Raw genomic sequence first — 20,300 nt, 5'->3', positions numbered from 1 at the left:
TTAACTCGCTGAATAAGCCAATGTAGATGCAGTAATACTTTCTTTTGCATGCGGCAAATTGCGTATGAGTAGGGCATAACTGATATCAACATCTTGTGAGAGCGGAATTTCAACAAAATGCCCCGAACCTTTAGCATCTGTAATTGGGTTGCCTTTTAAATCGCGCATTTCGGTTAAGTTAAAGGTGATATTGCCTTGAGGCGTCATCAGCTCAAGTGAGTCGCCCACCACAAAACGGTTTTTAACTTCAATCCGAATATAATTGCCGTGACGTTCTACAACCTCTCCACAAAATTGTTGGTAGTCGAAATGTGATGATCCGTCAGCATAGTTTTGATATTCGCTATGCACATGCCGTCTTAAAAAGCCTTCGGTATAACCGCGATTTGCCAACCCTTCGAGTTGAGTCATTAATCTTGGGTCAAAAGGTTTACCTGCTAAAGCATCATCAATGGCTTTTCGATAAATTTGAGCAGTACGGGCACAGTAAAAATAGGATTTAGTACGGCCTTCTATTTTGAGTGAGGCGATGCCCATTTTTGTTAAACGATCTACATGTTGTACCGCACGTAAATCTTTGGAGTTCATAAAATAGGTGCCGTGTTCATCTTCTTCGGCAGCAAACATTTCTTCATCATTACGTTGTACGAGTAAAGTTTGAACCGAGGTTGTTTCTGATTGTCCTGATGAGCAGCAAGACTTTTCTGGTGTATTTAGCTGAGTGACTGGAATTACATCGCCGTTTAAATCTTCTTGGGCTTCATGCAGTTTATAGTCCCAACGGCAAGCATTGGTACAAGCACCTTGGTTGGCATCACGCTTGTTCATATATCCAGAAAGTAAACAGCGGCCTGAGTAGGCCATGCATAGTGCACCATGTACAAAAACTTCGAGTTCAATATCTGGCACATGTTGCTGGATTTCTTCTATTTCTTCTAAAGATAATTCACGAGATAAAATCACACGGCTTAGGCCGTAGTCTTTCCAAAATTTAACAGTGGCCCAGTTAATAGCGTTGGCTTGAACCGATAGATGAATTTGTATTTCTGGAAAATGCTCACGTACCATCATAATTAAGCCGGGATCAGACATAATGAGTGCATCTGGCTGCATAGCCACAATCGGTTCAAGATCACGAATAAAGTTTTTTAATTTGCTGTTATGTGGCTGGATATTCACCACAACATAAAACTTTTTACCCAAAGCGTGGGCTTCATCAATTCCGATTTTTAAATTTTCATGGTCAAAAGCATTATTTCGTACACGTAAGCTATAACGTGGTTGTCCTGCATATACGGCATCTGCACCATAGGCAAATGCATAGCGCATGTTTTTAAGTGAACCTGCGGGAGAGAGAAGTTCGGTTTTCATAAAATAAAAGGCATAAAAAATATATGGTTTTATTTTATTAACTCTATATTTTCGATTCAACCTACTGAATTAGTAAGGATTTGATCTATAGCTTTTTGTACAGGTAGCATATTTTTTGCTAACTCTCCTAAACGCATCAAAGCATTTAACATTTTAGGATTTAACTCAAAACAAGCTGCAATACGTAAACAATGACTAAAACGTTTATCAGCCGAGCACAAAATTCCCGGCATACATAAGATTTTTTCATCCATGGCCTGATGAAACAGTTCTAGGGTATCAATTGATTCGGGTAGCTCTAACCATAAAATAAATCCCGCTTGTGGACGACTGACTCGAGTACCGACTGGAAAATAACGACAAATATAAGATTTGATGGTGTCAATTTGTTGTTGATAGCGTTTTTTGAGCTGACGTAAATGTAGATCATATCCGCCATTTTCTAAAAAAAGTCCCAACGTTTCTGTGAGTAAAGCTGGCTCGGCAACAGTGGTTGTAAATTTAAGCTGCTGCACAATATTGCGGAAGCGTCCAGCTTCTAGCCAACCAATTCGATAGTCGGGTGCCACAGTTTTGGTGTAGCTGCCACAGACCAAAACCCATCCATTTTGGTCAAATGCCTTAATGTTGGGCAAAAGAGGCTCGGTGAGTTGTAATTCGGCATACATCGCATCTTCAATAACAGGAATTTGGAATTGATTAGCGAGCTCTGCTAAACGACGTCGGTTGTTTTCAGGCATGCTAAAACCAAGAGGATTATGTCCTGTTGGAATAGTTAATATGGCTTGTACGCTTTGAGATTTTAAGAGTTCTTCAAGTGCGTCTAGACACATCCCTGTATGCGGCGAAGTAGGCACTTCTACAATTTTTCGTCCTAAATTCTGAAGAAGTGGATATAAGTTATGAAAAGTAGGGATCTCAAGCGCTATGCTGTCACCTGCTTGGGTGGTTGCCATAATCGCGAGACTTAAAGCCTCCATAGTGCCATGAGTCAGCACAATGTCATCTGCGGATAGAAACATACCAAGCTGTAAACTACGTCTAGCAATTTGAGTACGTAAACGTATAGAGCCGCCGGGCGGTAAAGTATAGCTTTTAAAAATATCCGGCTGTGTTCGTAAAACCTGAGCAGTTAAACGTTTTAAGCGTTCAATCGGGTAGAAGTTTTCACCAGATGGGCAAGCTAGGGCCAAATTGATATAGTCGGGGTCCATCTGCTTTTTAACAATTTGCGCGAGAAAACAGCTAATTCCTGAAAGGGGCACTTTTTCTTCACTGATATAACGCTCCTCAAGATCTGGCAAGTTTGAAGGTGCATGACAAACATAGTAGCCAGACTGTGGGCGAACTGAAATTAAACCTTGGTCTTCAAGCTTCCGATAAGCTTCTTTTACGGTATTAATACTAACTTGATAATGTTGGGCACAGTCTCGAATTGATGGCAACCGAGAACCCACAGGTTGCCTGCCATTCTGAATTTGAAGAGTAAGGTCATCACTCACTTTTTTATATTTGTACATATCAATTTATTAAAAAGCAAAAACAATGGATACACTTTATAGTGATCTCATATTTATCTCAAACATTGTGATTAATTTAGATTAATGCTTTTAGCGGAGATTTAGTTTTAAAAACTGTGTCTATTATTTTTCATATTAACTGATACTGTGACCATTAAAAATAAAACAGTAAGATCAAAAAATGGTGAGGATTTAAAGCAATATTTTAAATTACAAAATCAGTAGGAGAGGTCTATGTCTGTTGTTGCATTTAAACAAGTTGATGTTTTTACTTCACAAGCATTTAAAGGTAATCCTGTTGCGGTGATTATGGACGCCAGTACCTTAACATCTGAACAGATGCAGGAAATTGCGAATTGGACCAATCTTTCTGAAACGACATTTGTGCTCCCTGCGACCGATTCTCATGCTGATTATCAGGTTCGAATTTTTACTCCGCAAAGTGAGTTGCCATTTGCAGGCCATCCTACAATTGGTACTGCCTATGCTTTGCTTGAGGCGGGCCTCGTGACAGCTAAAGGCGGTAAACTGGTACAGCAATGTGGTGCGGGTTTGGTGACTCTGACTGTAAGTGACTCAAAGCATATTTCATTTGAATTACCTCAGCCTAAAATTACACCACTCGATGCAATACACACTGAAAAATTGGTAGAGATTTTAAAATGCGAAATTAATACTCAATGGAATGCTACATTGGTGGATGTAGGCGCGCGTTGGGTTGTATTGCAAGCGGTCAATGCAGAAGCTGTTTTAGCGACTCAACCAGACTTTGCAGCCTTGAAACAACATGATTTAGAAATGAAAGTTACGGGCGCGACTGTTTTTGGTTTTTATGAAAATAATGATGAGCAAAAACATATAGAAGTTCGTTCATTTGCCCCTTCATGCGGAATAAATGAAGATCCAGTTTGTGGTAGCGGGAATGGTAGTGTGGCGTCTTTTATTCGTTACCATGGGATTTTGCCGGCACAAAATGATGTCGTGTTTTCTTCACAAGGTCAGGCTTTAGGCCGTGATGGACAGCTGAAACTTGAATTGTATCAAGATAAAATTTTGGTGGGTGGAACCGCTGTTACCTGTATCGATGGCAGTATCACCTTATAAAAGAGGTATTAAAAAACCGAGGACTTAGCCTCGGTTTTTTAATTAGAAAAAATCTTATTTTTCTACGAACGCACGTTCAATGACATAGTCGCCCATTTCACCCATACGAGGTGATTCAACTAAACCGTGTTGGTCAAGTAACGCAGCAACATCTTTCAAGAATGCAGGGCTACCACAAAGCATTGCGCGGTCAGTTTCACGGTTGAAACGTGGTAAACCAATTTTTTCAAATAAAGCACCAGTTTCAATTGCAGTTGTTACACGGCCTTGAGTATGGAAAGGTTCACGAGTAACGGTAGGGTAGTAAACAAGTTTGTCTTTAATACCTAATTCTTCAAAGAACTCATTGTTTGGTAATTCGTTCAAGATTAGGTCTTGATAAGCTAATTCAGAAATATAACGCGTACCGTGAACTACGATTACTTTTTCAAAGCGTTCGTAAGTTTCTGGGTCACGAATAATTGACAAGAATGGAGCAAGACCAGTACCAGAAGATAATAGATACAAGTTTTTACCAGGTAAAAGGTCATCATGAACCAATGTACCTGTTGGTTTTTTAGAAACTAAAATTTCGTCGCCAACTTGTACTTTTTGCAAAATCGAAGTTAAAGGACCGTCTTGTACTTTAATCGAGAAGAATTCTAACTCTTCTTCGTAGTTCGCACTTGCAATCGAATATGCACGCATTAACGGTTTGCCATTCACTTCAAGTCCGATCATCACGAACTGACCATTTTTAAAACGTAAGCTAGCGTCGCGTGTAGTTTTAAAACTGAAAAGGGTGTCATTCCAGTGGTGCACATGAGTAATGCGTTCAACGTTAAAAGCAGCCATTAAAGGTCTCGATCACGATTAAAAGAAAACAGGTTGCTATTCTAATCTAATTTCATTCCCGATAAACTGAATATATTTAATTGTGTTTATAAGAAAAAGTGATGATGAATTCTGTCACCCTCCCAATAGTCGGGCACATGTGCTCACCTTTTCGAGAAAAATTTGGTATTCCACGTCAGCCTAATTTGGTCAATATCGAGTCTTATATCGAAATGGTAGAACCTTATAATGACTTATTAGCTTTTGAGGGAATCGAACAATTTAGTCATCTTTGGCTCATCTGGCAGTTTCATGACAATAAAAATCAGGAGACTGCGACTAAATTCCGGCCTCAAGTTCGCCCACCACGTCTAGGGGGCAATGAAAAAATTGGTGTGTTTGCGACACGTAGTATGTATCGTCCAGCGCCTATAGGCTTATCTGTAGTACGTTTAAACAAGGTTGAAAAAGTCGGTAAATCATTAAGAGTTTATGTTACTGGCAGTGATTTATTAAATGGCACGCCAATTTTAGATATTAAGCCTTATATTCACTATTCAGATGCAATTGTTGATGCTCAAAGTGGTTATGCGCAGGCCGAACCAGAACGAAAATCGGTCTTGTGGTCTGAAAATGCATTGTCTACCCAGCAGTCTCTTTTTAAAAATAAAGAAATTAATGCACAATATCTTGATGAATTAGAAAAAGTATTGTCATTAGATCCTAGACCTGCCTATCAAGAAGACCCTGAACGAGTCTATAAAATGAAATTTTCGAATTTTGATATTCATTTTAAAGTTAATGGCAATGTCATTACAGTTGTTGATATGGTGAAAGACACATCTCTCGTGTAATAAAGCTATTTAGAACCAATGTATGTTCATCCATAGCAAGCTAATAAATATTGTCATATGCAAAATTTGGGCAGGTATGAAAGCAAGGGCATAATGCAGTCCACCAGAAATGGCAGAGTTAATGCTCTTGGCAATTGCATGAACAGCAAAGCCACCCATGAACGCGATTAATAACGAAGTCTGAGAGTTATTTGGTTCACCTTGTACAATCACTGCTGCAATAGCGGCATGTATTTCGAATAAAGAAGCAAGTAGTGTCCCCGCGATTAAGCCTGCATTGCCTAAATATAGACTTAGGCCATAAACCCCTGCCTGAATGAGCGTAAGTGTCCCAGCAATAATAATCGCTTCTTTTAAGCTGAACATTCTGGTATCGAGTTCAGATGAAGTCGTACTTAGTTCTGCCTTACGTAATAAGATGAAAGCCCATACCGCTAAAAAAGCCAATGCAATGAGTGTTGGAAATATAATGAGTTTGAACCATGCCAAACTTATACCGACGACAATAATTAAGGTTTGTACCAATGTGGAAACGCATGACATTAATGCTGCACCTGCATTTGTTTTTGCATTCGCGCGACCAGAGCGTACTTCTAAGCCTAGACTCGCGATGGTGGCAGTACTTGAAACAAAACCCGAGGCTAAAGAAGAAAGTAATAAGGCATTTTTAGAGGATAAAAGCCGCTTTGCAATATGTGCGAGGGCTTGTACAAATAAAATCAACGTCAGTAACTTTAAAATCACATGAGGGTTTAGAACGGGTCCCCAAAAAGGTTTATTGGGAACTAAGGGTAAAGCAATTAGAAGTAGAGCAAGTAAAAAAATCCCGTCGCGCAATTCCGATTCGGTAATCCATTGACTGGCAATGCCGTGCATTGATTGTTTTGCTAATAAAATAATCGTCATGATGACGGCGAGTCCCGCAGCTAACGAAATATTCCAGATACAAAGTGCCCCAATAAAGTAAGTCATAATAAAGGCAAGTTCTGTGGTGACACCGGGGTCATTTGGCTGATTTTTAAGAGATACAATACTGATCGCGCCTATAAGTAGAGCGCCTACAATCCCGATTGCGGTACCAAATAAAAAACAAACTGCTCCGAGTAAGGAACTAATTGCAAAAGAGCGAAAACCCGCGAAAGTTTTATATTCGTGTTTTAACTTACTTCGTTCGCGCTCCAGACCTACCAATAAGCCGCAGCCTAATGCAGCCGCAATAGTGGTAATAAACTCTTCAAAAGATACGGTTTGTAATGACATTGTCATTGGAAGATTCATAATACTTCCTCTTTGGTTTATTGTTATATGTAGATGTCAGCCATTTAAAAATCATGTATTCCATTTCAGTTTATGCTTTTTCTTGTATTGAGCCTAGTCTCTTTTTTAATCAAACTATCACAATAAGCATCTTTATAAATATGATCTATGACACAAAAAAATACTAAGTTGAGAATTGGATTAATTATTTGAAGTTCAAAGATATTTAAAAGCTAAACTTGGGTTTTTTATACAGGCTAAACCTAAAACTTCTCTGATATATTATAAAAATATATTGGGGAAAACACATGAATATACATGTAGAAATAGACACACATTGGTGTCTAGAACAACTATTACAAGAAGGCCGTATCACTGAACGAGATAAGTTACTTGTACAAACCACAAATAGGCAAAAAGATCAGTTGAAATGGCATCCATTACAGTGGATTGCGCATTTTAATTTAAAAGACCAACATCATGTGCAAGCACATTTAAGTTTAAACCGTCTGTGCCAATGGTTTGCAGATCGGGCGCAATTACCTTTATTTGTGATTGATCCTTTAAAGGCGGATGTGAGTGCTTTAACTCAAGTCATGTCGCAAGAGTTTGCGATCCGTAATCATATTTTAGCTGTAGAAGTCCACACGGACCGAATTGTGATAGGAACAGACCAGCCTTTTCAAACAGACTGGCTAAATAATTTAGAGAAGAGTTTAGCACCCAAAAAAATTGAACGTGTATTTCTCAACCCCGAGCAATTACAACGTTATTTACGAGAATATTATCAAGTCAGCCGAGCAGTAAACTCAGCTCAAAAAGATGCGGCTCATGACCGTGATAACAACGGTGTAGAGGCACTTTTACAACTTGGTGATAGCCAAAACCCTGATGCCAATGATCAGCATATTGTGAAATTGGTAGACTGGATTTTGCAATTTGCATTTGAACAGAGCGCCAGTGACATTCACATGGAACCGCGTAAAGACAATGGCAAAGTTCGGTTCCGTATCGATGGTGTTTTACATACCATTTATAACATGCCTTCAAATACCCTGACCGCCGTGATTTCTCGGATTAAAATTTTAGGGCGGCTAAATGTAGCAGAAAAGCGTAAACCGCAAGATGGTCGATTAAAAACACGTACGCCGAAAGGACAAGAAACCGAACTACGTCTATCTACCTTACCAACAGCGTTTGGTGAAAAACTGGTTATGCGTATTTTTGATCCAGATGTGTTAGTACGTTCCTTTCAGCAATTGGGTTTTGACCAGTCTTTATTACAACAATGGCAGCGTATTACGCAAAATAGTCACGGCATTATTTTAGTTACGGGGCCAACAGGTTCTGGTAAAACCACAACGCTATATTCTTCTTTAAAGCAGCTTGCAACCGAGCAGGTTAATGTCTGTACCATTGAAGACCCGATTGAAATGCTAGAGCCTAGTTTTAACCAAATGCAGGTCAATCATGCAATTGAACTGGGCTTTGCAGATGGTGTGCGTGCGCTTATGCGACAAGACCCAGACATTATTATGATTGGGGAAATTCGTGACCAAGATACTGCGAATATGGCCATTCAGGCTGCACTCACAGGCCACTTGGTATTATCAACTTTACATACCAATGATGCGCCGTCTAGTTTGACCCGTTTACATGATTTAGGTGTACAACCATTTTTGACTGCTGCAACAATTTTGGGTGTTCTCGCGCAGCGCTTAGTGCGTAAGCTTTGCCCAAACTGCAAACAACAAACTCATATTAATGAAGATGAATGGCAGCACCTAACATTTGACTACATTATGGAAATGCCAGAAAAAGTTTATCGGGCAGTAGGTTGTGAAGAGTGCCGGCATACGGGTTATAAAGGTCGAATCGGCATTTATGAGTTTATGCCAGTTAGTCTTGAGCTTAAGCATCTTATTAGCAGTCATGCGACATTAAATGAATTAAGAAGCCAAACTAAAAAAGAAAGTGTAGAGCCTTTAAGAATTGCAGGAGCTCGCAAAGTTCTTGAAGGTTTGACCACCTTGGAAGAGGTATTGCGGGTTGTTCCATTAAATTAAATTTTTCTTAAGATTCACCTCATCTATCGATGGTGTAATTGTTTTATTCCAAGGGTAAACCAAATAACAGAGGGTAATTTTATGAAAATGCTTAAAGTAATTTTGATGACTGCGGGTATGGCAACTGCGGGTGTGGTTGTAGCAAATACACCTGTGAATCAGGCAGCTATTGCTCCAGCGACAGTTACTACAGTGAAACAAGCTTTAGCATCAAAAGATAATACACCTGTAAAATTACATGGTCAGGTCGTAAAATCTTTAGGTGATGAAAAATATCAATTCCGCGATAAGAGCGGTAGCATTACAATTGATGTAGATGATGAGCTTTGGCAAGGACGTCCTGTTTCAGCCAATACAAATGTGACTTTAATTGGTGAAGTAGACATAGATTATAAGCCTTTAAAACGTGTAGAAATTGATGTGGACCAGGTCCAGTTCTAATAAATTAATTTCTATATTAATTCCTTTTAGCCGCATTTAAATCATGCGGCTTTGCTTTTTTTATAAAGACTTGGCAACATCCAATCAGGATATAACAGGAAAAACAGATGAGAATTTTGCTTGCAGAAGATGATCGCTCTCAAGCTGAAAGTATTCAATCATGGTTAGAATTAGACGGTTATCAAGTAGACTGGGTCGAAAGAGGTGATTATGCCCTTACAGCAATTGAGCAGCATGATTATGACTGCATTTTGCTTGATAGGGGCTTGCCCCAACTGGCTGGTGAAAAAGTTTTAACAACCATCCGCCACAAACAAAAAAACGTTCCCGTGATTTTTATTACTGCACGTGACAGTATTCATGACCGCGTAGAAGGGCTTGATTTAGGTGCAAATGATTATTTGGTTAAACCATTTAGCCTAGAAGAATTATCGGCTCGCATCCGTGCTCAATTACGTAAACAAACTCTGAATCAGCAATCGATTTTAACTTGGGGTGATTTGCAACTTGATACACAAGCGAAAGTTGTATTATGTGCTGGTAAAACTATCGATTTAACAGCAAAAGAATTTCAAATATTACGTAAACTTATGGTTCATCCTGAGCATATTATTACCCGTGATCAATTAGAAGAAGCACTTTATGCATGGGGCGAGGAAATCGAGAGTAACGCAATCGAAGTTTTTATTTACCAACTTCGAAAGAAAATCGGAAGCAGCAGTATTAAAACCATACGGGGGCTAGGCTACCGTATGGGAGACTTAAAATGAGATCAAATCGTTCATCCTTGCAGTCACAACTGGTTAAAACCACCATGTGGAGCAGTATTGTGGTGGGGCTACTGGCATTAAGTTTACTCACTATATTTTCGATTTATCACAACATGTCAGTACAAGATGAAATCATGGATGAAATTTCAGATACCTTACTGGTTTCTGACCTTTCTAAACACTCGATGAAGCAGTTTGATGAGCTGAGTGATGAGTTTGATATTCAATATGAGTTATTAGATACAGGTCAGGTGCTTACCCATTCTCATACCTATCAGCATGAACTTTTTGAAAAAGGTAATTTATCAGAAGGTTTTTCATATTTTTGGTTTGATGGCCAATTATGGCGTAGTCTGGCTGCACAACAAGAAGATTCTCAACTACAAGTTGAAGTTTTTCAGCCTATCAGTACACGCATTGAAGAGGTATTGAAAGCACTAGCTGGATATAGCGGCCTTATGGTGCTGTTCTGGTTACTACAGTGGGTTATTGTAAGTTGGCGTACCGAGCAACAATTGGCTGCGCTGAATTTACTCTCTAAACGTATTGCTCAAAAAACTGCCTCAAACTTAGAGCCAATTCAAGAACCAGATGTTATTACAGAAATTCAGCCTGTGATTGATGCTTTAAATCAGCTACTTGCAAGGCTACAAAGGGCACTGGTTGCTGAACAGCGTTTTACTGCAGATGCTTCACATGAACTACGTTCACCTTTATCAGCCATACAAATGCGTCTTCAGGTGTTGCAACGGAAATATCAGCATATTCCAGAGCTTGATCATGATTTTGAGCGTATTCAAGAAGACGTTTCAAGAAGTACAAAAATACTGGAAAATTTATTGTTACTCGCTCGCTTGGAACCTAATGAAACAGAGCAATTAGAACTCTCTAAGAGTGTCGTTGATTTAAATCATGTATTAGCTAGAGTGATAGATACAGTAAATATTGATGCACAAGCCAAACACATGGTAATTGGGACAAACATTCTGTCAAATGAAACCAAAACATTTGCAAATGAAGAGCTCATGTTTATTGCTTTTAGAAATCTATTTGATAACGCTATTCGTTATAGTCCGGCTTTGGGTGCTATTCATGTTGAGCTAAGCCAGTACCAGCAAAAGCTGAAGATTTCTATAGAAGATACTGGGAATGGTGTGGATGATGAGGTCTTAAGGCGTTTAGGACAGCGTTTTTTTCGTGTATTAGGGACAAAGCAACAAGGCTCAGGGTTAGGGTTATCAATTACTAAAAAAATTATTCAACTCCATGGTGGGGAATTACATTTTATGCATGCAAGCCAAGGTGGCTTAAAAGTTGAAGTAATACTGCCTTTTAACCGTGAAATACAAAAATAGCATGGTTACCCATGCTATCCATTTTTTGTTTTCCCACGAATATTATTGAAACGCGAGGATCGTTCTTATTTAGTTAAAATGAGACGGTTATTGCGAGTAAGGCGTAAACGATATTCCTCGCCAGCATGCATAATTCGAATTTCACGACCTAAGGCGAATAGGTTGTTAGAATGCAGCATTGGTAAGGCATGAGCTGAATCTGTATTGCGTGTAAATAAGCTAAAAGGTGCGTTCATTTGTTGTGCTCCGTGGTATATTCTTGAACGATTTAAATGATAATCATTATCGAATAGATCTGTCAATGAGATTTTAAAGATTTTATAAATTGATAAAATTTGCTTACACTTGTGAAAAATTTTAGTGAGTAGAAAAATGCCCAAACCGATTGTCGATGTCGCAATAGCTATCTTAATTCATCGTGGAAAAATATTAGTGGGATGGCGTGGTGAACAGCAGCATCAAGGTGGAAAGCATGAGTTTCCTGGTGGAAAGGTAGAGCAGGGTGAAACGCCTGAAGAAGCCTGCCGCCGTGAAATTTATGAAGAAGTCGGTATTGGTTTAAAAGATTGGCATCAATTTGATTATATTCACCATGAATATGATGACATTATTGTCAACCTTCATTTGTTCCATAGTTATGTACCTGATGAGTTATTAAATCTTATCCATCAGCCTTGGACATGGTACACACGTGAACAGCTACTTCACCTAAACTTCCCGAAAGCTAATAAAGACATTATTAAAAGATTATATTGGCCTCATTTTATTAAAATTAGCCATACACTTACATCTGTAGAGAATAGTGATGCTTTATTATATTGGCGTATAGAAGATGAATTTGGCCCGCGAGAAGTAGAACAATTAACGGCCTTAGATGAAGGGCAACGATCAAATTTAATTATAAATGTAGATATTTGGCAGCAATTGAACCCCGAGTTAAAAAAACAGATCAAGACTGTTCATTTAAAACAATCTCAGCTCATGAGTTTACATAAAGGTGATTTAGAGGTAGGAGTACGTTTTATTGCTGCTTGTCACGATGCAGTTTCTTTACAACATGCTCAGCAAATTGGCTGTGATGCCGTTTTTGTTAGTCCTGTAAAAGTGACGGCTACTCATCCGGACGTTAGTGCATTAGGATGGGATCGTTTTGCTGATTTAATCGAGAAGTGCCAAATTCCCGTATTTGCTTTGGGAGGCATGAGTCCTGATGATTTAGCCACTGCACAACAACATGGTGCATATGGCTTGGCGGGTATTCGTAATTTTTAATAAGAAATAAAGCATTAAAAGCTAGAAAGCTTTCAATGCTTGTTGTGCTTCTTGAACAGTTTTTGGGTTATTGCGCTGTTGTCCAGCTTTTAAAATGACCAACCAAAGTTGTTTTTTCATGGCTTGACTCTGCGCAAAGCTTAAACCACGTCTTGCAAGAGACTCAGCGTTAGAATATTGCTGTTTATGATTTGCAGTTAATGCCAGAAATAAATAGGTCTCGGCTGCCTGTGGCGCTAAACGCTGTGCTTGAAGAGCGTAGCGCTCAGCCTCGGACCATTGTTGGTTTTTGTAAGCCTGCTCGGTTTTTTGCATTAAAGTTTTAAAAGCGGGTAACTGGCTTCCATCATCATTAAAGCGTTGCGGCTTTTTCTGCTGAGGAACAATCACTTGTAAACTTTTACGTTGAATTTCCGGATGATCATAAGGTGTAATTTTTACACCAGATGAGGACTCGGACTTCTTCTTTTCAGAAACAGGAGGTGTTTTCTCTTTTGGAGCTGAATGATCTGGTAAAGTTGTACAGCCGACCATAAGTACAGCACCAATATAAAAAACACCTTTCTTTAACATATCCTGTTTCCTGTTAACGCTTAGTTGTTATAACTACCACTTGAAATGATTCGTGTGTTATTCGACAGATCTTGTTCCATCTGGTTTTCACTTTCACGAATATAACTGTCGGTATTATCATCCTGAGGCTCAGGAATTGTGTTATCACTTTGTGGCGTATATGTTGGATCAACTTGATAATACGGTGCTCCACATGGCGTAGCACGATGTGGGACTGTATGCGCTAGCATTGGAATATACATGGCACCATCACAAGCTTGTGCTGATAAGTCACCCGATGCACGGTCAATCCATTGCCACTGTACAGAGTCTGGTTGACGTAAGTTTACTGGTGTCTGGCGTAATTGTTTCATCACATTAATCCATACTGGTAATGCACCAGATGAACCTGTTAAACCAGTTACTTTATTGTCATCTAAACCTAACCATACTACTGCAACATGATTACCTGAATAGCCGGCAAACCATGAGTCACGTGTATCGTTAGTCGTACCTGATTTACCCGCTAATTTTAAAGCTGGAGATAAGCTGTTATAGGCTGCACGTCCTGTACCTGATGACATGACCTGTTGTAAACCATAGTTCATGATATAACCGACAGATGGATCAATGGTTTGTTGTACGTTTAGACCATAACGATCAAGTAAACGTCCATTTGCATCTACAACAGAACGAATCGCACGAGTCGGATATTTGAAACCGCCTGTAGCAAAGTTTTCATAAATACCCAGTACTTCCATTGGTGACATATTGACTGCACCAAGGAAAATAGAAGGGTAGGCCGGGATTGTCGATTCAACACCAAATTTTCTTAAATTGTTGGTAAATGTAGATAACCCGAACTCTTGACCTAAGCGCACAGCAGAAAGGTTATAAGAATTTGCTAAGGCTTCACTTAAACTCACAATTCCATGACCACCGCCGCTATAGTTCTTCGGTGTCCAACTTTTACCGCCGTCTACTGGAACACTAATTGGAGCGTCTTCAATCTGGCTTGCCCAGTTATAACGTCCAGATTCAATTGCGCTCAAATAAATGACAGGTTTCAATAAAGAACCGACTTGGCGTTTTGCATCTAAGGCACGGTTAAAGCCGGTAAAGTCTTGCGTTGACCCGACAGCTGCAATTAATTCGCCATTTTCAGGATGGGCAATCAGTACAGCCCCTTGCAGGTTTTTCAAGCGAGCAGGGTTGCTATTAGCTAAGCGCTCTACAGAAGCTTTAAAGGCATTTTGAACTTGTGTTTGAGCAATTGGGTCCAAGGTCGTAAAAATACGTAATCCTTGATTGGTTAAATCACTTTCCTGATATTCGGTACGTAATTGACGACGCACAATATCTAAAAAGTCAGGGAATTTTGCTGGACCTAGGCTTGGTTTGCTTAGAACATTTAAAGGACGCGCAATTTCAGTTTCATACTCTGCTTGAGTTAAATACCCCATGACACGCATGTTATTTAATACTGTATCGCGACGATTTTTTGCCCCTTCGGGGTTTTTCCAAGGATTATATAAAGATGGACCTTGAACCAAACCGACTAAATAAGCTTGTTGTGCAACATTAAGCTCACGTAGTGGTAAACCGAAATAAAACTGAGAGGCCAATCCATAACCATTGATTGAATAGTTACCGTTTTGACCTAAATTCACTTCATTTAAATATGCTTCTAAAATTTCATCTTTGCTGTAATGCAACTCAATAAGTAAAGCCATTAATGCTTCATTAACTTTACGTTTAAGTGTGCGTTCAGGGGTTAGATAGAAGTTTTTGACTAACTGTTGGGTGAGGGTCGAACCACCTTGGCGACGTCCTCCAGTTACATTACTTACCAAAGCACGTGCTGTACCACGAATCGAAATACCGTGGTGATGATAAAAGTTACGGTCTTCTGTAGAAATTAAAGCTTCAATAAGTGGTTTAGGAACACTATTAAGCTTAATCAAAACGCGGTCTTCATTATGTTGAGGATAAATGCCCCCAATTAATAAAGGTTCTAAACGGGCAACTCCAGTTGAGGAAGGTTTTGTACTGCGAACTTCTACAACTTGGTCGTTTGCAAAACTCAGTTCTAAAACCTGTTCAGACTCTACGCTGTCGCCATAGTCGAAACCACGTGTATGGACATACATGTTGCTGCCTTGAGCAACATAGGTTCCAGACTTGTCATAATTACTTGAAGTTTTGTAACCTAGTAATTTTAATTCTTGGGTGAAATTTGCTTGAGTAATTGGCGCATTATTATAAATTTCCAAAGGTCGAGCAAACACCTTGGCCGGAATGTCCCAGCGTTGTCCTTCAAATTTTTCACGTATAATATTATCTAAACGAATCAGATAGATACTAAGAGCAATAAAAGCACCAATCACCAAAATGGAAAAAATTAGCGCGAAGAAACCGATACCACGTTCAAACTTCATATAAATGAGATAAAACCCTAAACAATGCGTTAATGATGCGATAGCTTGTCATCAATTTGCAATGATAAAACTGTGAATAAATGGAAAACTTAGATTGAATTTTACAGTATCTTGTTGTTATGTTTTTTTAAATTAATCTGGTTAATGTTATGATAGCGTAGAATCGCAGCGGAGCTTACTCATTCGTGCAAATTTCACATAAGTCCTTCAGAAACGTCGGGTTAATTGGTCGACCAGATAAATCATCAGTTGTAGAAACACTATGTTTAATTCATGACCATTTGCTAAGTTTAGGCCTAAACCCCATTTTTGATCAGGAAACTGCCGAATTAGTGCCCTATGATCATGCGCAAGTCGTTAGTCGTCACTTATTAGGTGAAGTCGCTGATCTGGTGATTGTTGTAGGCGGTGACGGTTCATTGCTTCATGCAGCCAGAGCTTTAGTGCGCTACAATACGCCTGTAATCGGGATTAACCGTGGACGTTTAGGTTTTTTAACCGATATTAAGCCTTCGGAAGCTATTTTTAAGCTTGATCAGGTTTTACAAGGTCATTTCCAGCTTGATCGCCGTTTCTTGCTTGAAATGGAAGTACGTACCAATGGTGAAGTCATTTATGACGCAATTGCTTTAAATGATGTCGTACTACACTCTGGTAAGTCGGTACATATGATCGATTTTGAACTCAATATCGATGGGCAATATGTTTATCGCCAGCATAGTGATGGTTTAATTGTTTCGACACCAACCGGTTCAACTGCTTATGCTTTATCAGGTGGTGGTCCAATTTTACATCCAAGTATGGATGCTATTGCATTAGTTCCTATGCATCCCCATACATTATCTTCACGTCCGATCGTAGTTGGTGGGCAAAGTGAAATTAAAATCGTCATTCGCGAAAATCGGGTATTACCGATGGTAAGTGCAGATGGACAACATAGTGTCTCTCTCAATGTCGGTGATAGTTTGCACATCCGCAAACACCCATTTAAATTAAGTTTATTACACCCACCTGGTTATGATTTCTATATGGCTTGTCGTACCAAATTGGGTTGGAACCAAGATTTTGAATCTTTTCAAAGAGATGAATCATGAATATTGAACAAATGCTATCTGTTTTAAACCCTGAGATTGTAGAGCGTTTAAAAACAGCAGTAGAAATTGGTAAATGGCCAAATGGTGTTGCTTTAACGAAAGAACAGCGTGAAACATGTATGCAAGCTGTTATTGCTTGGGAGTTAAAGAACTTACCAGAAGAACAGCGTAGTGGTTATATTGACCGTGGTACTAAAGAAGAGGGTGAGGTTTGTGAAGATGATCATCACAAGCATGAGCCTGAATTTAAACCGATTCGTTTTGTTTAAAACTTAATAAGACAGAAAAATTATTTTTGGTTATTCCATACAGCCTTATATAGCATGTTTTTCATAAGTTATAGCATATAGGCTTTTATTACTTTTGAAGGATCAAAAGTAACCAGAAATCCTCTGTATCACTGACGATACTTCCTGTATCGCAGTGATACGGTCGACATCCATGTCGACCTTCACGATAGCATTTGTTAACTACGAATTAAGATTGCTTAAATTTCGTGTTTCCCATAATACTTTTGCTTTTTGCATCGCTTCCTCGAAATTAGAAACTACGCCCATGGTATATAACGCAATACCCATGGTTTCTGTTACGGCCATTTCCCCATATTCGTGATGCTGTTGACCAAGCCAGACAGCTTTAAAGGTTGCTAAGTCTAACTCTTCTTCAATTGGGCTACGTTCAGGTGTAAGCTTTGGCAACTCATGCTCATAGAGTTCACCATTTTTAATTCCGCAAATCAGCGTTTTCGCGTCTGGGTTTCGTTCAAATTCGCCGCCTTCGCCCTTAATAACTGCGCTATTTTGATAGCCTAAGCGAAGTGCACTATGCTGATGGGAAGTTCTGTAAGCAGGATGGAATATGGCTTGTAAGGTGGCTTTAGCGTTAAAAGGATTAATTAAACGGGCTAAAGTATGAATAGGTGAACGCAATCCCATGACATTTCTTAGAGAAATCAGTTCGCTTAAAACTGGTGAAATTACTTCTAAGGGTAGGTAAGCGAAATTTTGTTCTGCCAATTGGGTGCGAACTTCTTGTTCAGAATGACAAATTTTATAATCTAAATATTCCAAAACTTGTTCGGTATAAACCCGGTTTATGGTATGCCCGGAAGCGCCATGCATTACGATTTTATAACCGTGATGAGCAAGGGTAAGAGCCGCTAATAAGAACCAAGGATAATGTTTACGTTTACCGGCATAAGAGGACCAATCTAAGTCAACTTCTAAAGGTGCAAAATGAAGCTGGTCTTTTGTGGCTTGTACAAAACCTGCAAGTTCATCAATCGATTCTTCTTTAACACGTAGCAGCATTAAAAAAGCACCCAACTGGACGTCAAGAACTTCGCCTTTTAAAATCATAGTAAAAGCCTGATAGGCTTCTTCATAACTCAGTGAGCGAGATCCAGTTTTCCCCTTACCTAAAATACGGACATATTGAGCAAAGGGATGTTCAGCATCTTTATAAATATTACGTTTAGTATTCATGGCAATTCAAAACAGTAAAAATAAGGGGAGTAGGCAGCTCAAAATGAAATGTCTACAAGGACTTATCAATATGACATAAAAAACTGATGAAAAAATATCAAAAGTGTTTCTCATACTAAAGTCTTAAGGCTGCATGAGTATTTTTTGTGCGTATTAGCCAAAATTTTAATCGAATCGTTATTTAATTCGAGTAAACTTCATGTGCTTTTTTGAGCACTCATATCATAATTTTCTGTGATTCTCCTATATCTTCAGCTTTTTATTGAAAAAGTAAGAGGTTATTTCTAGCTACTCAAAGTAGTTAGAAACTTCAGGTATTCTCCTGTTTTAGAAAACAGTTTTTTGTTTTCATTGAGGTAGTAGGAAGGTTTTTTGTTTCTAAAAAACCGTTTCCCTTTTGCGGTGTTCATGTGAAAGGTTAGGGCTGTGTATTCGTAAAGAATAGACGTTTCATTTTGATATTTCCAACGGACTTGGAAATATAGATTGAAGTAAAGTTATGGCTAAAAAACCGATTTATAAATCACTTTATTTTCAAGTGATTATTGCGATTATTGCGGGTGTTTTGGTAGGGCATTTCTCACCAAGTACAACGCAAATTGTTAATGGTGTTGAACAACATATTCCAGGTTTAGGTGAGCAACTCAAGCCATTAGGTGATGCTTTTATTCGTTTGATTAAAATGATCATCGCACCTGTTATTTTCTGTACAGTAGTAAGTGGTATTGCTGGTATGGAAAGCATGAAGTCAGTTGGTAAAACTGGCGGTGTTGCGTTGTTATACTTCGAGATCGTTTCAACAATCGCGCTTCTGATTGGCCTTGTGGTGATTAACATTGCAAAGCCGGGCGTAGGAATGAATGTTGATCCTGCAACTCTGGACACTTCAGGTATCCAAAAATACGTCACTTCTGGTGAGTCACAATCTACCATTGATTTCTTGATGCACATCATCCCAGATACGGTGGTTGGTGCATTTGCAAATGGTGAAATCTTACAGGTCCTTCTTTTTGCAATCCTATTTGGTTTTGCGCTCCATAAGTTAGGTGATGCAGGACGCCCAGTTTTAAAGTTAATTGATCAAATTGCACACGTGTTCTTCAACATTGTGAATATGATTATGAAGCTTGCGCCAATTGGTGCATTTGGGGCAATGGCGTTTACTATCGGTAAATATGGTGTAGGTTCACTGGTACAGTTAGGCCAGCTTATTATCTGTTTCTATATTACGTGTTTACTCTTTATTTTCTTAATTTTGGGTACAATCAGCCGCATTAGTGGATTCAGTATTCTGAAAATGATTCGCCTGATTCGTGAAGAACTATTAATTGTACTGGGTACATCTTCTTCTGAATCGGTCTTACCACGCATGCTCCGTAAACTTGAAATTGCAGGTTGTGAAAAGTCGGTTGTTGGTTTAGTTATTCCAACAGGTTATTCATTTAACCTTGATGGTACGTCAATCTATTTGACTATGGCTGCAATCTTTATTGCTCAGGCAACGAATACACAGCTTGATATTCAACATCAAATTACTTTGTTGTTGGTACTCCTAATCTCATCTAAAGGTGCAGCGGGTGTAACAGGCTCTGGCTTTATTGTTATGGCAGCAACTTTATCTGCAGTAGGACATATTCCGGTAGCTGGTTTGGCATTGATTTTAGGTATTGACCGCTTCATGTCAGAAGCACGTGCTTTAACCAATCTTGTTGGTAACTCTTTGGCAACGATTGTAGTTGCAAAATGGGTGGGTGCTTTAGACAAAGATAAGCTCAATGATGCTTTAAACAACCCAGATGAAGTTGACAGAAAAATGTTGGCTCCAAAAAATCCTCAGGTTGCAGAAGGTTTAGATTAATTCAGATCTACCTATATAAAAAAGGAAGCTTTGGCTTCCTTTTTTATTGGC

General features: G+C 39.0%; 18 protein-coding genes. 10 read left to right on the top strand and 8 right to left on the bottom strand.

All coding sequences use genetic code 11. From position 1 onward, the window contains the following. Together yegQ and EG365_RS01735 are read right to left on the bottom strand one after the other, a co-directional pair. Entirely contained in the window at window positions 1-1,371 is a 1,371-nt protein-coding gene (gene yegQ / locus EG365_RS01740) for a tRNA 5-hydroxyuridine modification protein YegQ (protein WP_000845862.1), read from the bottom strand. Between the two features lie 56 nt (window positions 1,372-1,427). Then, complete coding sequence (locus EG365_RS01735; RefSeq protein ID WP_085916934.1) at window positions 1,428-2,897, bottom strand: PLP-dependent aminotransferase family protein; 1,470 nt, start codon at window positions 2,895-2,897, stop codon at window positions 1,428-1,430. Window positions 2,898-3,125: 228 nt separating this feature from the next. On the opposite strand from EG365_RS01735, the gene EG365_RS01730 reads away from it, so the two are divergent. After that, complete coding sequence (locus EG365_RS01730) at window positions 3,126-3,995, top strand: PhzF family phenazine biosynthesis protein (protein ID WP_000117606.1); 870 nt, start codon at window positions 3,126-3,128, stop codon at window positions 3,993-3,995. A gap of 54 nt (window positions 3,996-4,049) precedes the next feature. Here the strand turns inward: EG365_RS01730 and EG365_RS01725 are convergent, their stop codons facing one another. Beyond that, window positions 4,050-4,829: a ferredoxin--NADP reductase gene (locus EG365_RS01725; protein ID WP_000718711.1), complete on the bottom strand. Its 780-nt coding sequence runs from the start codon at window positions 4,827-4,829 to the stop codon at window positions 4,050-4,052. Between the two features lie 104 nt (window positions 4,830-4,933). Between EG365_RS01725 and tsaA the strand changes: the two genes are divergently transcribed. Next, window positions 4,934-5,662, top strand: a complete 729-nt coding sequence (gene tsaA / locus EG365_RS01720) for a tRNA (N6-threonylcarbamoyladenosine(37)-N6)-methyltransferase TrmO (RefSeq protein WP_002022825.1) — start codon at window positions 4,934-4,936, stop codon at window positions 5,660-5,662. A 9-nt stretch (window positions 5,663-5,671) separates the two neighbouring features. Here tsaA and EG365_RS01715 read toward each other — a convergent pair whose 3' ends face one another. Then, window positions 5,672-6,940, bottom strand: a complete 1,269-nt coding sequence (locus EG365_RS01715; RefSeq protein ID WP_001052956.1) for an MgtC/SapB family protein — start codon at window positions 6,938-6,940, stop codon at window positions 5,672-5,674. A gap of 287 nt (window positions 6,941-7,227) precedes the next feature. Between EG365_RS01715 and EG365_RS01710 the strand changes: the two genes are divergently transcribed. The 4 genes from EG365_RS01710 (at window position 7,228) to EG365_RS01695 (ending at window position 11,551) form a co-directional block, all read left to right on the top strand. Next, the gene (locus tag EG365_RS01710; protein ID WP_001020922.1) at window positions 7,228-8,985 is read left to right on the top strand and encodes a GspE/PulE family protein; all 1,758 of its coding nucleotides are present in this window, start codon (window positions 7,228-7,230) and stop codon (window positions 8,983-8,985) included. A gap of 81 nt (window positions 8,986-9,066) precedes the next feature. Further along, window positions 9,067-9,426 carry a NirD/YgiW/YdeI family stress tolerance protein gene (locus tag EG365_RS01705; RefSeq protein WP_000783090.1) on the top strand — a complete coding sequence of 120 codons (360 nt, stop codon included), beginning with the start codon at window positions 9,067-9,069 and terminating at the stop codon, window positions 9,424-9,426. A gap of 107 nt (window positions 9,427-9,533) precedes the next feature. Then, window positions 9,534-10,196, top strand: coding sequence for a response regulator transcription factor (locus EG365_RS01700; RefSeq protein WP_001221447.1), 663 nt, complete (start codon window positions 9,534-9,536; stop codon window positions 10,194-10,196). After that, entirely contained in the window at window positions 10,193-11,551 is a 1,359-nt protein-coding gene (locus EG365_RS01695) for a sensor histidine kinase (protein WP_001257360.1), read from the top strand. The genes EG365_RS01700 and EG365_RS01695 overlap by 4 nt, the downstream gene beginning before the upstream one ends. Before the next feature lie 65 nt (window positions 11,552-11,616). Here the strand turns inward: EG365_RS01695 and hemP are convergent, their stop codons facing one another. Further along, window positions 11,617-11,787, bottom strand: coding sequence for a hemin uptake protein HemP (gene hemP / locus EG365_RS01690; RefSeq protein ID WP_000993415.1), 171 nt, complete (start codon window positions 11,785-11,787; stop codon window positions 11,617-11,619). Window positions 11,788-11,923: 136 nt separating this feature from the next. Here hemP and EG365_RS01685 point away from each other — a divergent pair, with 136 nt between their 5' ends. Beyond that, window positions 11,924-12,823 carry an NUDIX domain-containing protein gene (locus EG365_RS01685; protein WP_001125744.1) on the top strand — a complete coding sequence of 300 codons (900 nt, stop codon included), beginning with the start codon at window positions 11,924-11,926 and terminating at the stop codon, window positions 12,821-12,823. A 21-nt stretch (window positions 12,824-12,844) separates the two neighbouring features. On the opposite strand, the gene EG365_RS01680 is transcribed toward EG365_RS01685, so the two are convergent. Together EG365_RS01680 and mrcB are read right to left on the bottom strand one after the other, a co-directional pair. Continuing rightward, the gene (locus tag EG365_RS01680; protein WP_000913439.1) at window positions 12,845-13,396 is read right to left on the bottom strand and encodes a tetratricopeptide repeat protein; all 552 of its coding nucleotides are present in this window, start codon (window positions 13,394-13,396) and stop codon (window positions 12,845-12,847) included. Between the two features lie 20 nt (window positions 13,397-13,416). Next, window positions 13,417-15,813 (bottom strand): penicillin-binding protein 1B, encoded by a 2,397-nt coding sequence (gene mrcB, locus EG365_RS01675; RefSeq protein ID WP_000667420.1) that lies wholly within the window; start codon window positions 15,811-15,813, stop codon window positions 13,417-13,419. Window positions 15,814-15,998: 185 nt separating this feature from the next. Here mrcB and EG365_RS01670 point away from each other — a divergent pair, with 185 nt between their 5' ends. Next, window positions 15,999-16,907 (top strand): NAD(+) kinase, encoded by a 909-nt coding sequence (locus tag EG365_RS01670; protein WP_001167242.1) that lies wholly within the window; start codon window positions 15,999-16,001, stop codon window positions 16,905-16,907. Further along, entirely contained in the window at window positions 16,904-17,176 is a 273-nt protein-coding gene (locus EG365_RS01665; RefSeq protein WP_001019667.1) for a YeaC family protein, read from the top strand. The genes EG365_RS01670 and EG365_RS01665 overlap by 4 nt, the downstream gene beginning before the upstream one ends. Before the next feature lie 201 nt (window positions 17,177-17,377). Here the strand turns inward: EG365_RS01665 and EG365_RS01660 are convergent, their stop codons facing one another. Beyond that, a complete protein-coding gene (locus EG365_RS01660) occupies window positions 17,378-18,391 on the bottom strand; it encodes a glycosyl transferase family protein (protein ID WP_001093417.1) in 1,014 nt (337 codons plus the stop codon). A 499-nt stretch (window positions 18,392-18,890) separates the two neighbouring features. On the opposite strand from EG365_RS01660, the gene EG365_RS01650 reads away from it, so the two are divergent. Continuing rightward, window positions 18,891-20,249, top strand: a complete 1,359-nt coding sequence (locus tag EG365_RS01650) for a dicarboxylate/amino acid:cation symporter (protein ID WP_001085436.1) — start codon at window positions 18,891-18,893, stop codon at window positions 20,247-20,249. Window positions 20,250-20,300: the final 51 nt, after the last annotated feature.

It is taken from the genome of Acinetobacter sp. FDAARGOS_494 (assembly GCF_003812225.1).
Lineage (GTDB): Bacteria > Pseudomonadota > Gammaproteobacteria > Pseudomonadales > Moraxellaceae > Acinetobacter > Acinetobacter baumannii.
The sequence above is the reverse complement of the archived record's forward strand: the minus strand, read 5'-3'. Positions and strand labels throughout refer to the sequence as shown.